This window comes from Variovorax sp. 01N429 (assembly GCF_056399425.1).
On sequence record NZ_JBFTRG010000014.1, the window covers coordinates 74606 to 87550 of the forward strand.

The 12945-nt window shown below is 65.0% G+C and carries 12 protein-coding genes; 7 read left to right on the plus strand and 5 right to left on the minus strand.

Features of this window, described 5'->3' with window-relative positions; genetic code table 11:
• On the minus strand, positions 1 to 669 hold the full coding sequence (locus AC1DSF_RS22485; protein WP_478127797.1) for a response regulator: 669 nt from the start codon (positions 667 to 669) through the stop codon (positions 1 to 3).
• A gap of 174 nt (positions 670 to 843) precedes the next feature.
• On the opposite strand from AC1DSF_RS22485, the gene AC1DSF_RS22490 reads away from it, so the two are divergent.
• The 6 genes from AC1DSF_RS22490 to AC1DSF_RS22515 all read left to right on the plus strand — a co-directional run bounded on the left by AC1DSF_RS22490 (position 844) and on the right by AC1DSF_RS22515 (position 9531).
• Positions 844 to 2766 carry a hypothetical protein gene (locus AC1DSF_RS22490; RefSeq protein ID WP_478127796.1) on the plus strand — a complete coding sequence of 641 codons (1923 nt, stop codon included), beginning with the start codon at positions 844 to 846 and terminating at the stop codon, positions 2764 to 2766.
• Between the two features lie 105 nt (positions 2767 to 2871).
• Positions 2872 to 5301 carry a membrane-bound PQQ-dependent dehydrogenase, glucose/quinate/shikimate family gene (locus tag AC1DSF_RS22495; RefSeq protein WP_478183467.1) on the plus strand — a complete coding sequence of 810 codons (2430 nt, stop codon included), beginning with the start codon at positions 2872 to 2874 and terminating at the stop codon, positions 5299 to 5301.
• Positions 5302 to 5424: 123 nt separating this feature from the next.
• Positions 5425 to 5718, plus strand: coding sequence for a hypothetical protein (locus AC1DSF_RS22500; RefSeq protein ID WP_478127794.1), 294 nt, complete (start codon positions 5425 to 5427; stop codon positions 5716 to 5718).
• A gap of 15 nt (positions 5719 to 5733) precedes the next feature.
• Positions 5734 to 6270 (plus strand): (2Fe-2S)-binding protein, encoded by a 537-nt coding sequence (locus AC1DSF_RS22505; RefSeq protein ID WP_478127793.1) that lies wholly within the window; start codon positions 5734 to 5736, stop codon positions 6268 to 6270.
• Positions 6267 to 7283 carry an FAD binding domain-containing protein gene (locus AC1DSF_RS22510; RefSeq protein ID WP_478127792.1) on the plus strand — a complete coding sequence of 339 codons (1017 nt, stop codon included), beginning with the start codon at positions 6267 to 6269 and terminating at the stop codon, positions 7281 to 7283. The genes AC1DSF_RS22505 and AC1DSF_RS22510 overlap by 4 nt, the downstream gene beginning before the upstream one ends.
• A 1-nt stretch (position 7284) precedes the next feature.
• Positions 7285 to 9531 (plus strand): xanthine dehydrogenase family protein molybdopterin-binding subunit, encoded by a 2247-nt coding sequence (locus tag AC1DSF_RS22515; RefSeq protein ID WP_478183468.1) that lies wholly within the window; start codon positions 7285 to 7287, stop codon positions 9529 to 9531.
• Positions 9532 to 9537: 6 nt separating this feature from the next.
• On the opposite strand, the gene AC1DSF_RS22520 is transcribed toward AC1DSF_RS22515, so the two are convergent.
• From AC1DSF_RS22520 to AC1DSF_RS22535, 4 genes are all read right to left on the minus strand, one after another.
• A complete protein-coding gene (locus AC1DSF_RS22520; protein ID WP_478183469.1) occupies positions 9538 to 9834 on the minus strand; it encodes a hypothetical protein in 297 nt (98 codons plus the stop codon).
• A gap of 15 nt (positions 9835 to 9849) precedes the next feature.
• Positions 9850 to 10755 carry a non-homologous end joining protein Ku gene (gene ku / locus AC1DSF_RS22525; RefSeq protein ID WP_478127789.1) on the minus strand — a complete coding sequence of 302 codons (906 nt, stop codon included), beginning with the start codon at positions 10753 to 10755 and terminating at the stop codon, positions 9850 to 9852.
• 205 nt (positions 10756 to 10960) lie between these two features.
• Positions 10961 to 11581, minus strand: a complete 621-nt coding sequence (locus tag AC1DSF_RS22530; RefSeq protein WP_478127788.1) for an acyl-homoserine-lactone synthase — start codon at positions 11579 to 11581, stop codon at positions 10961 to 10963.
• 32 nt (positions 11582 to 11613) lie between these two features.
• A complete protein-coding gene (locus AC1DSF_RS22535; protein ID WP_478127787.1) occupies positions 11614 to 12000 on the minus strand; it encodes a DUF4902 domain-containing protein in 387 nt (128 codons plus the stop codon).
• Between the two features lie 214 nt (positions 12001 to 12214).
• Here AC1DSF_RS22535 and AC1DSF_RS22540 point away from each other — a divergent pair, with 214 nt between their 5' ends.
• Positions 12215 to 12928, plus strand: a complete 714-nt coding sequence (locus AC1DSF_RS22540) for an autoinducer binding domain-containing protein (protein WP_478127786.1) — start codon at positions 12215 to 12217, stop codon at positions 12926 to 12928.
• Positions 12929 to 12945 lie beyond the last annotated feature (17 nt).

A 12945-nucleotide genomic window follows, 5' to 3' on the forward strand; every position in this document is an offset into this window, starting at 1 on the left:
CTAGTTCAGCAGCCCGAGTTGCCGCGCCTCGAACAGGGCTTCGGCCTTGTTGTGCACGTCGAGCTTGCCGTAGATGTTGCGCACGTGGCTCTGCACGGTGGACAGCAGGATGCCAAGGCGTTCCGCCACCTCGGTGTAGGTGAAGCCGCGAGCGATGAGCGCGAGCACTTCGGATTCGCGCGGCGACAGCGACTCATTCGATGACGGTGCCGTCGCCGGCTGCGCGGCGGCCTGACGGCCTTGCCAGCGCACGAGCAGTTGCCTCGCGATGGTCGGCGACATCGGCGAACCACCCCCATGAAGACTCAGGATGTGCATGGCCAGGTCGGCTTCGGTGCCGTCCTTGAGCAGGTAGCCGCTGGCGCCGGCTTCGAAGGCGCTGAGCATGTTGGCCTCGTCGCCGAAGATCGTGAGAACCATCATCGCGCAGGCGGGCTGAACGTCACGGCAGCGGCGGATGACCTCCAGTCCCGAGCAGTCCGGCAGGCCCAGGTCGACGAGCAGCACGTCGACCGGGTTGTGCGCAAACCACGACAGCAGTTCGCCCGCAGTCGAGGCGCCAAAGGCAAAGCGCAGGCTGGGCTCCGCCCGGATCACGCGTTCGAAGGCTTCGCGCATGGCGGGGTCGTCTTCGACCAGTGCGACACGGACAGGGGCTTGGTGGGTCATCTCAGGGCGAGCGATGTTGCTTTTGCGGCTTTCCGTGGATGTTCGCACGATCGCCCCGCCGAATGTGGGGGGGCCCACCCCATGAACTGAGGATGTCGGCAGTGAGCCACGCCGATAGCCTCCTCTCCGCAACAAACAACAACTTTGGCGAATGGAGCAGGAATGGAGCAGGTATTGAAATCGATCAAATCAGCAAGGCGTTGGGGCGTTCATGGCGCCGTCATGGCGCTGGTGGCCAGCTTGGCCGCGTGTGGGGGCGGCGGCAGTGGCGGCGGCTTTGGCGCGGTGGCGGTCGGCACCAACGGCACGGCAGCAACGGGCGGCACGAACACCGGCACCAGCAACGGAACGAACGGCAACGGCGTTGCACAGACCGGCGCGCAGATCTCGGGCGTTGCCGCCGTCGGCGCACCGCTGGTGGGCACCGTGACGGTCAAGGACGCCAAAGGCGTGACGCGCACCGCACCGATCGGCACCAACGGCAGCTATTCGGTCGACGTCAGCGGCATGACGGCGCCGTTCGTGTTTCGTGCCGAGGGTTCGGTGAACGGCACCACCGCCATCGTCCACTCGATCGCCACCGCGGCCGATCTCGACGGGCGCATCAATATCACGCAACTGACGGACTTGATCGTCTCGAACGTCGCCGGGCAGCTTGCGCAAGCCTACTTCGACAACTTCGAGCAGAGCGGCAAAGCCGAGCTGGCGAGCAAGGGGCAGATCGATGCCGAAGTCGCGAAGCTCAAGGAGAAGCTGTTGCCGGTGCTGAGCGCGCTGGGCGTCGATACTGCGATCGACCTGCTTCACACCGCATTCACGCCGCTTTCCGACCCGCTTGACAAGGCGCTGGACGTGATCCGCGTCAGCTATGACACGGCCGCCAATACAGCCACCATTTCGAATGTCGTCAACACCATCGCGGTCGTCGACAAGCTGGACGTCAAGGCTGCAGCCGAAACTTCGCCGGCGGCCTTGAGCAGCACCAACGTCGCCACGGGCGCGAGTGACCAGGAACTGGTCAAGCAGGTGCTGAAGGATTTCACGGCCAAGTACGCCAACGGCCTGCCCTCTTCGGGTGCCTTGTCGCCCCTCATGACGAGCGGCTTCCGGTGGAACGACATGAATCTCGCGGACTCGCTGGCCGAGCTGACGAACAACTCCGATTTCGTCGGCGTGTCATTCACCGACGTCGAGATTCGCCAGATCGATTACAGCGATCCGAGCAAGGTCACCGCACACCTTTCGTTCTCGGTGAAGACGCCGCAGGGCGTGGAACTCGGCCGGCTCGACAACTGGAAGGTGCGCAAGGGCACGGATGGCATATGGCGCCTGCATGGCGACCAGCGCGTGCTCAACCTGGACTGGTTCAACACTACGGCCGTGCATCATGGACTTCCGGGCTCGACCCCGTGCGTGAACACCGGCCTCGAATTCAACATCGAGGATACGGACGCGAGCAACGATGGCGGCGCCATTGCCTACATCGTGGTCAAGGGCCCGGGGCTGCCGCCCGCGGGACTCAGATACATGCCGCCCGCGCTGGGAGGCCGCTGGATGATCGACGGCGCCAACATGGAAACCTACATGGTGGCCTCCACCTGTGCAGGCGCGCAAGCTTCGGCGCTGACCGATGCGCAGATTGCCGCCATCCCCGACAAGGCGCAATACACGCTCACCGCCTATGGCGCCGGCGGCGCGCAGGTGTCGTTCCCCACCGGCACATCGGACGGCATCTACCGCGTCACGATGGAGCGCCGCCCGCTGACGCTGGCAGAGGCCGCTGGTGGCTCGGTGTTCCCGGCGATCGAGCAGGCGACCATCGACGCCTTCAATGCCTTCGACTCGTCTGTGGGCGGGACCATCGCCTTCAATGCGCGCAACCTCAATCCGCTCACGCAAGCCTATGTGCAGATGCGGCGCAGGGACGGCGCTCAGACGCAAGTCGACAGCCTCGAAAAGGCGGCGTCGCCGAACGCATCGGGCCAGCTCAGCACGAGCCTGAGCTTCGCGGGCAATCCGACGATCGCGGCCTCCGTCATGTGGGTCGAGTCACCGGACAAATACCGCCGCAACCTGCAGAGCTACTACCAAAGGTAAGGCGCCGGGACCGGCGTGCGCGCCGCCGGTCTCCTACACCCTAGCGGGGCCGCACCTGACAGCGAGCGCATCGTGCCATTCGAAGACTCCCGCGAGGAGATCTTGATGAACGATAAGAAGCGCACGCACCGCTGGTGGAGCGGTACGAATATCCTCGGCAGCTTGCTGCTCCTGATCGGTCTGGTGGTTGGCGCGGCCGGCGTATGGCTGGCCACGCTTGGCGGCAGCCTCTACTACGTGCTCGCAGGCATCGGCCTCGTGCTTTCAGGCGTACTGCTGGTGCGCAGGGCGCAAGAGGCCCTGTGGCTCTATGCGTTGATCGTGGCCGCCACCTTGATCTGGTCGCTGTGGGAGACAGGTCTGGACTGGTGGCCGCTCGCAGCACGGATGGACATGCTGTTCGTCCTCGGGCTCCTGCTGTTGACGCCATGGGTCACGCGCGGGCTGGGCTGGCGAACGCCATCATCCCGGGTGTCGCCCTGGCGAGGCACGGGGCTGGCCCTCACCGCCGTTCTGGCTGTCTTTGCGGTGGTCGCCGTTGCATCGTGGTTTCATGACCCGCACGACATCACTGGCCGCATCGCATCGCGGCCTGCGTCCTCGGCTGCTGCGCAAGCGGATGCCAATCTGCCTTCGGGAGAGTGGCATGCCTATGGCCGCACCGCATTCGGGCAGCGCTACTCGCCGCTTGATCAACTCACGCCTGCCAATGTGGACAAGCTCCAGATCGCGTGGCAGATGCACACCGGCGACGTGCGTGGCCGGCCCGGCGACCCCGAGGAGACGACCTTCGAAGTCACGCCGCTGAAGATCGGCAATCGCCTCATCCTGTGTACGCCACATCAACGCGTCCTGGCGCTCGACGCCACCACGGGTGCGGAGGTCTGGCGCTTCGACCCGAAGGTCGCCATCGAGGGCCACCTCGCGCTTCAGCATCTGACTTGCCGAGGCCTGTCGTACCAGCCACCCGAAGCGGCGGCCGCCAATGCTGCGGCCGGCAATGCGGCGGCAGGCGCCTGTCCTGGCAAGCTCTTCATGCCGACCGCGGATGGCAGGCTGCTGGCGCTCAATCCGGATACCGGTACGCCCTGCGCGAGTTTCGGTGGCGGAACGGGCCAGATCGACCTGTGGGCTCACATGCCCAACCGGCAGCCCGGTGCCTACTACTCGACGTCGCCCGTCGTGGTGACGCGCAAGCTCGTCATCGTCGGCGGAACGGTGCTGGACAACGTCTCGACGAACGAACAGTCGGGCGTGATCCGCGCTTTCGACATCAACACCGGCGCCCTCGTCTGGAACTGGGATTCGGCCAAGCCCGAAGCGACGGCGCCGATTGCGGCTGGCGAAAGCTACACCGCGAATTCGCCGAACAGTTGGTCCATCTCCAGCGTGGACGAAGGCTTGGGACTGGTCTACGTGCCGATGGGCAATCAGCCGCCGGACCAGTGGGGAGGCCAGCGCAGCGAAGCGGTGGAGCGCTTCTCGTCGGCCGTGGTCGCGTTGGAGCTTGCGACCGGGCGTGTGCGGTGGAGCTTTCAGACGGTGCACCACGACCTCTGGGACTACGACGTACCCGCGCAACCCACTCTGGTGGACCTTCAGGTGGGCGGCAGCGTCGTGCCCGCGCTGGTACAGCCCACGAAGCAAGGCGAATTGTTCGTTCTCGACCGCCGCACGGGCACGCCGGTTTTTCCGGTGACCGAGACCCCTGCCCCGCAAGGTGCCGCGACCGGCGACAAGGCGGCGGCTTCCCAGCCCCGCTCCACCCTCTCCTTCGACCCGAAGCCGCTGACGGGCAAGGACATGTGGGGCACGACGATGTTCGACCAGCTCTACTGCCGCATCGCGTTTCATCGCCTGCGCTACGAAGGCCGCTTCACGCCGCCCTCCACGCGCGGCACGCTGGTCTATCCAGGCAACTTCGGCGTGTTCAATTGGGGCGGCATTGCGGTGGATCCCGTGCGCCGCATGGGCTTCACGACGCCGACCTACCTGGCCTTCGTCTCGCGCCTCGTGCCGCGCACAGACGAAACGTCCCTGCTGGTGCAGGGCAAGGAGCGTCCGAAGGGCAGTCTTCCCGCACTTGGCGAGAACTTCGGTGCGCCGTTCGCGGTGAAGCTCTCCGCGTTCGTGAGTCCGCTGGGCATTCCGTGCCAAGCGCCGCCGTGGGGCTATGTTGCTGGCGTCGATTTCGATCAGGCGAAGGTCCTCTGGAAGCACCGCAACGGCACCGTGCGGGATCTGGCGCCTGTGCCCTTGCCTTTCAGGATGGGCGTGCCCAACCTTGGCGGTCCTGTTGTGACGGCAGGCGGGGTCGCCTTCCTCTCCGGCACGCTGGACAACTACGTCCGGGCCTACGACATGACGGACGGTCGGGAACTCTGGCGCAGCCGGTTGCCCGCTGGGGGTCAGGCAACGCCCATGACCTATTCGGGCGCGGACGGCCGCCAATACCTGCTGGTGGTCGCAGGCGGGCATGGTTCGCTCGGCACGAAGGCCGGAGACAGCGTCATCGCGTACGCATTGCCTCGTTAGCCGCAGAGCCGCTGTCGACCACTCCTACAAGCGCCAGGCGGGCTCGCCCACAGTGCGGGCGGCTGTGGGCGAGAACATGGGTCCTTGCGCGCATTGCTGCGGCAAATCAACCCAGGAGTACACATGGCTACATCGCCCAAGCATATGATCGAGGACGACGGTCTGCCGGACGCGATCGGTCCCCATGGCCCGCAACCACCCTCCCGGGGGCGGGTCGATCGCGGGCCCGATCAAGGCGCGCCCGAGCCGCTGGACTTCGATGATGACGAAATCATGTCCGGTCGCGGCAAGGCGCAAAGAGCTGGAGGCACTTCTGCAGCCGAAGGCGCCGACAGCGGCCGGCTCGGGCCGCCTTCCGAACAGCTGTCGGACTCGAATCTCCCGAGCGACGAGCCGGCGCCCAAAAGCAGGCGATGAAAGCAAGGGTCCGCCATGGACACCCAAACCACACCTGCAAGCGGGATCGCCAGCAACGAGGCCATCCCCATCAACCTGCACGTCAACAACGTCGACCACCAGACACGAGTGCCGCCCCGGGTGACCTTGCTCGATCTGTTGCGCGAAGAGATGCAACTGACGGGAACGAAGAAGGGTTGTGACCACGGCCAGTGCGGCGCGTGCACGGTCCTCCTCGATGGCCGCCGGGTGAACAGCTGCCTGGTGCTGGCTGTGAGCGTGGACGGTTCGTCCGTTCGCACGATCGAAGGCATGGCGTCAAGCGATGGCGCCGAAGGGCTGGACCCGCTCCAGCAGGCCTTCATGGAGCACGATGCATTCCAGTGCGGCTATTGCACGCCGGGGCAGATCTGCTCGGCGCGGGGTCTGCTCGAGGAAGGCAAAGCCCGCACGCGAGACGAAGTGCGGGAGCTGATGAGCGGCAACCTGTGCCGCTGCGGTGCCTACACAAACATCGTGGATGCCATCATGTCCGTGATGTCCGTCATGGAGCGCGAAGAGGCGCAGCGATGAACCGCTTCGAATACAGCCGCGCGCATGACACAGCCCAGGCGATCCAGTTCGCCGGCGTGCAGGGCGCGCGCTTTCTCGCGGGCGGGACCAACCTCGTCGACCTGATGAAGGAGAACGTGGAACGGCCGGCCACCGTGGTCGATATCCGCCGCTTGCCACTGCGAGAGATCTCCGACATCGATGGCGGCGGCCTGCGCCTGGGCGCGTTGGCGACGAACGCCGACACCGCCTACGACGCGCGGGTGGCCGCCCGCTACCCGCTCCTGTCATCGGCGATCCTGGCCGGCGCAAGCCCCCAACTGCGCAATGCGGCGACTAACGGTGGCAACCTCAACCAGCGCACGCGTTGCTACTACTTCTATGACACCGCGACGGCCTGCAACAAGCGCACGCCCGGCTCCGGTTGCGGAGCCATCGGTGGTGTGACGCGCATCCACGCGATTCTCGGCGCGAGCGAACATTGCATCGCAACGCATCCGTCGGACATGTGCGTTGCGTTGGCCGCACTGGACGCCCAAGTGCGCGTGCAGGGCCCGGCGGGAGAACGCACGATCGCCTTTGCCCAATACCATCGCTTGCCGGAAGACGATCCATCGCGCGACAACACGCTCCAACCCGGCGAACTCGTGACCGCGATCGACCTGCCCGCGGAAGACTTCAGCGAGCACTACACGTACCTGAAACTGCGTGACAGGCTTTCCTATGCGTTCGCACTGGTCTCGGTCGCTGCGGCTCTGCGCTTCGATGGCGATGGTCGCATCGAGGTAGCGCGCGTGGCACTCGGCGGCGTCGCGCACAAGCCCTGGCGCGTGCCCGAGGCGGAGGCGTTGCTGACCGGCGCGACCCCCTCCGACGCAATCTTCGCCAAAGCGGCCGATCGGCTCCTGGCGGGCGCTTCGGGCCAAGGCGGAAACGACTTCAAGATCGAGCTCGGACGACGCGCCATCGTGCGAGCGTTGCGGCAGGCGGCCGCAAAGACCCCTCAATCTCAAAACGACAAACGCGTGGCATGACATGAACGCATCCAATACGAGTGCCCGCATCGGTGACGCCATCAACCGGGTGGACGGGTTCGAGAAGGTGACGGGCCGGGCTCGCTATGCGGCCGAGCACAGCGCAGCCGACCTGCTGTACGGCTGGGTGGTCTCGGGCGACATCGCCAAGGGCAAAGTGCTGTCGATCGACGACTCGGCGGCCCGGGCCATCGAGGGCGTGGTGGAAGTGATCAGCCATTTCAACCGCCCGCACGTTGCATGGTTGGACCGCAGCTACCAGGACGAGGTCGCGGTGCCTGGCTCGCCGTTTCGCCCGCTCTACGACGGCGCCGTCGTCTTCAGCGGGCAACCGCTGGCGCTGGTGGTGGCGCAAACGCTGGAAGCGGCGCGCGATGCGGCAGCGCTGGTGCGGGTGACCTACGCGCCAGAGCCCCACAACACGGACTTCATGGTCGCTCTCAAGGAAAAGTTCGAGCCCGTCAGAAAGCGCGGCACCTTCCAGTCGCCCAAGGCACGTGGCGATGCCAAGGCGGGGTTCGACGCAGCGCCGCTGAAGCATGCCGCTGACTACCACCTGCCCTTGCATTTCCACAACCCGATGGAAATGCACGCATCGACCGTGATCTGGGAAGGCGGAGGCAAGATCACCGTCTACGACAAGACGCAGGGTTCGCAGAATGTCCAGTCCTACCTTGCTTCGGTCTTCGGGTTCTCCCCCGATGACGTGCGCGTGCTGAACCCCTACGTCGGCGGCGCGTTCGGCTCCGGCCTTCGGCCGCAATATCAGGTCTATCTCGCGACCCTGGCGGCCAAGATGCTCGAACGCTCGGTGCGCGTGGTGCTCACGCGCCAACAGATGTTCACCCACGTGCACCGGCCGGAGGCGCTCCAGTCGGTGCGCCTGGCGACGGATGCGCAGGGCCGGCTGCAGTCCATCGTCAACGATGCGACCACGTCCACATCGCGCTTCGAGAACTACATGGAGGTGGTCTGCAACTGGGGCTTGATGAACTATGCGTGCGAGAACGCATCGGGTGAGTACACCCTCGCGCCCGTGGACACGTACACCCCCGGGGACATGCGCGCGCCCGGCGCAGCCACCGGCATGACGCTGTTCGAGATCGCCATCGACGAGATGGCCTGCCTCGCCAAGGTGGATCCGCTGGCGTTCCGTCTGCTCAATTACTCCGAGGTCGACGCGATGGGCGACAAGCCCTTTACGTCGAAAGCGCTGCGCCAGGCCTACGAACAAGGGGCAGCCCGGTTCGGATGGAATCGGCGCTCGCCTGCGCCGCGATCGATGCGAGAGGGCTCCGAGCTTGTCGGCTTCGGCGTGGCGACCGGCATGTGGGATGCGATGTTCATGAAAACCACGGCCAGTGCACGCCTGAGCGCCGAAGGGGATCTGGTCGTCGCCTGCGCGGCCTCGGACATCGGCACCGGCACCTACACCGTGATGGCCCAGGTCGCCTCCGACACCCTGGGCTTGCCGCTGGCGCGCATCACGCCGCAACTCGGCGACAGCGCGCTGCCTGCATCGCCCGTCGAAGGCGGTTCATGGATGGCGGCATCGGCCGGTGCTGCGGTGCAGCTCGCCTGCCAGTCGATCGGTAGACAACTGATCGACGCAGCCCACGGGATGGACGGCAAGCCCCTCGGCAAGCCGAAGCTCGAGGAGGTGGAGTTTCGGGGCGGAATGATCGTGCTGAAATCCGACCCGTCACGCTCCGTGAGCATCGCCGACGTGATGCGTGCGTCCGGCAAGGATGCGTTGAGCGCCGAGGAAACCGCCAAGCCCGGCATCGGCGACAAGATCGGCCAGATGCTCAAGGCAAGCAATACGCACAGCGCGATCTTTGCCGAGGTGAAGGTCGATGAAGAAGTCGGCGTCGTGCGGGTCACACGCATCGTGTCCGCGGTGGCGGCGGGAAGAATCATCAACCCGAAGACTGCACGCAGCCAGATTCTTGGCGGTGTGGTCATGGGCATCGGAATGGCCTTGCACGAGGACGCATTCACCGATCACCGGCTCGGCCGGGTAATGAATCACAACTTTGCCGAATACCACGTGGCAGCAAACGCGGACATCTACGACATCGAAGTCATCTTCGTTGAAGAGCCCGATCCGGAAGTGACGCCGCTCGGCGTCAAGGGCCTGGGCGAAATCGGGATCGTGGGGACCGCGGCCGCGGTGGTCAACGCCATCTTTCACGCCACGGGCAAGCGCGTGCGCGACCTGCCCGCGACCATCGACAAGCTGCTGTGAGCGGCCCTACTCCCGCAGGTTGCCAAAGCCGAAGCGCTTGCCGCCGTGCTGCTCCGCAGCTTCGTCCGGAGGCTTCTCCGCAGTCCCTTCGCGCGGTCCCGTGTCCAGATCGCCCACCATGCCCTGCAGCGCCATCAACCCCGCGGCCATGGCTTCGTGATAGGTGGCTGCCGATGAGTCGGCCCGGCGGATCGGCTTCCACTCATGGGACTCGGTGTCCTTTTCCATCAGGACCCAATCGAAGCGCCCTTCACGGATTTCGTCGACCGTGACGGCAATGCGGCGCAGGCTGGCCATGGTCATCAGGGCGGCCGATGGTCAAGCCACCTTGCGCGATTTAGTGGGCGCCGCCTTCCTTGCCTTGGAGGGGCTCGCCGCCTTTCGTGGAGCGGCCTTTTTTGCGGTGGCTTTGCGCGGGGCTTTGTCCCCTTTCAGGCTGCGCGCCAGCAGTTCGGTCAGGTCGATGATTTCAGCGCCTTCGGAGGGCGCTTCCTCCTGCGGTTCGATCACGGTTTCGGTGTCGCCTGCCTTGACCTTCTTGTCGACCAGCTTCATCACGGCATGCTTGAACTCGTCCTGGAAGTCTTCGGGTTTCCACTCGCCCGACAAGTCCTTGACGAGTTGTTCGGCCATCTTCATTTCGGCAGCGCTGATGTTCGATGACTTCGCACCCGCGGCTGGAAGGTCGAGCCCTTCGAGCGACTTCACCTCGTCGCCCCACCGCATCAGGTTCAGCACGAGTGCCTTGTCGCTGGGCACCAAGGCTGCCAGGTGCTGCTTGGTGGCAATGACCACCTTGGCCAGCCCAATCTTCCCTGTCTTCAGGAGCACCTCGCGGAGCAGTGCGTAGACCTTCTGGCCCCTGTTCACCGGCGCGACGTAATAGGGGCGCTCCAGGTAGACGAACGGGATCGCATTGGCATCCACGAAGCGCTGGATCTCGATGGTCTGGGTCGTTCGCGGATAGGCGGCCTCGATCTCTTCAGGCGAGATGACGACGTACTTGCCGTCTTCGTATTCGACGCCCTTGACGATGTCGTCCTTGTCGATCTCCTTGCCCGTTCTCTTGTTGATTCGCTTGTAGCCCACCGGGTCCATGCTGCGCTTGTCCAGCCAGTCGAAGTCCACGCCTTGTTCCGTCGTTGCGGTGTGAAGCCCGACGGGGATGTTGACCAGTCCGAAGGTGATGGCGCCTTTCCAGAGCGTTCTGCCGCCGGTGGCCATTTCAGCGATTCCCTGCCGCACGCGGATGCTTCGCGGCCTTGACGAGGTCTGCCATGGGGTCTCCTTGATCTGCAGCAAATCTAGCCGCACGCCGCGCGCAACCTGCCGGACAAGGCTCTGACTGCATGAAGGACAGCATCGACTGCCCGCCGGCGCGCGTCGTCCTTGGCGGGTGCGTCAATGACGCCAGGGAGCCCGCTCCCTTTCAGCTTTCGACAGCGCGCTCCGTCACCTCGATCCAGCACGCGAAGATCGGGTGGCCGCCGACGATCATCGGCGGGCCTGCGCGATGCGCACGAAAGCCTTCGCGGCGCAGCAGTCGTTCGACGCCGAGCGGGGAGACCGTGATGATGCGCTCGACGCCGCTTCGGCGGGCGATCGCCAGTGATTCTTCGAGAAGCGCGACGGCTACCGGCGACGAAAACTGGTGCAGCGCATTGCCTTGCGTCGCCGCGAAGTCGACGGCGGCGAATCGCGAAAGCTCCCAGATCCGCGGATCGCAAGGAACAGGCTCGCCGCCGAGCAATTGGGGGAAGACGTCGCCCAGCAGATAAGGCCGGTCCGTGGGCAGCAGCCTCGCGGTTCCGACAATGTTCTGCCCGACGTCTCGCGCGGCGAGGTAGAGCGTGTCGTCGCGGTCGAACTGGTCTCTTTCCTTCCCTTCTTCGGTGAGGAGATCCCAGCCCAGCGTCTCCACGAACACCTTGTGGCGGTAGCGTGCGACTTCGTCGAGGATGTGCGGCGCCATCTCGGTCGGCCGTCCTGCCAATATTTCCATTGCCATTGCTTGTTCCCGGTTGTAGGTCGGGAAGATTTCAGCCGCCATGAGTCGGCGGCGAAACTATCATTTCTGACAGGTCAGGCGGCGTAGCGCTCGCAYACCGCCCGGAAAGCCAGCGCATTCCAGGCAAAGCCGTCGATGAAATTGGCGAGCATTTGCAGGCTTTCATTCCATGGCAAGGCCGCTCCATCGCCGTCGAGCAGCAGGATGTTGGTGCGCGGCAGTCCGATTCTGCAGATTTGCGGAGGCGACGCGGCTTCGTCGAACTGCCAGTCCCACCCGAGGCTGAGGCGGGGCTGTGCGGGACAGACCCACTCCGTGTAGCCCGACAGCGCGATGACCGCCCCACAGGCGCGGGCCTGTCCCGCGTCATCGTCGAGACCGGAGACCAGATGGGCCAGCTGCAGCTGGTCGAGATCGCGTCGTGCGATCCGAAGCAGTCCAGTGGACAAGGGAATGATCATGTCGTGGCTCCTGTGCAAGTGCGTCGAACCGTGCAAACGGTCCTGATTTGGAGGCCGCGCGATGCAGGCGTCGCAGCGGCGGTGATGCGTTTCCGCTAGATTGGTGGCTTGTTTCACGCAGGCGCGAGAATTCGCACTGCTGCCGCATATCCCGAGAGTCCCTCTTCCACCCAGCCGCCGACGCGACGCCAAAGCTGCCAACGAGCCCACCTTCATGCGTGCGTTCAACGAAAACCTGCTCACGGCGCTCGATCGAGCGTCCGGCGAGGACGTCGTCTTCGAGGCCTTGCTGGCGGCGGCCCGCGAACTGGGCTTCGAGCACTGCGCGTACGGCCTTCGACTCGCCGTGCCCGTGTCGAACCCGAAGGTCATCACGCTGAACAACTACCCGAAAGCGTGGCAGGAGAGATATCAGAAGGCCGGCTATCTGGCCATTGACCCCAGCGTTCGACATGGCAGTCTCAGTCAGCGCCCGCTGCTGTGGACTGACGATGTATTCGCATCTTCGAAGGAGTTCTGGGCCGAAGCGAGGGAGCAAGGCCTGCGGGTCGGCTGGGCGCAGTCGAGCCTGGACGGCTTCGGTATCGGCGGGATGCTGACGCTGTCGCGCTCGGGCGATCCGCTGACTGCGAACGAGCTCGCGTCGAAGGAAAGCGAAATGCGTTGGCTGGTGCAGGCGGCGCACCTTGCGATGTCGCGATTGCTCAAGCCGAAGTATGTGGTGCAGCCGGATGCCGCCCTGACGGCGCGTGAAATCGAGGTGCTCAAGTGGAGCGCCGATGGCAAGACCGCCGCGGAAATCGGCGACATCCTTTCCATTTCGATCCCGACGGTCAACTTTCATATCAAGAACGCGGTTCAAAAAATGAAGGCGGCGAACAAGACAGCCGCCGTGGTCCAGGCCCTGATGGCCGGGCTGCTGAACTGATTCGCTCCTGCCCGCGC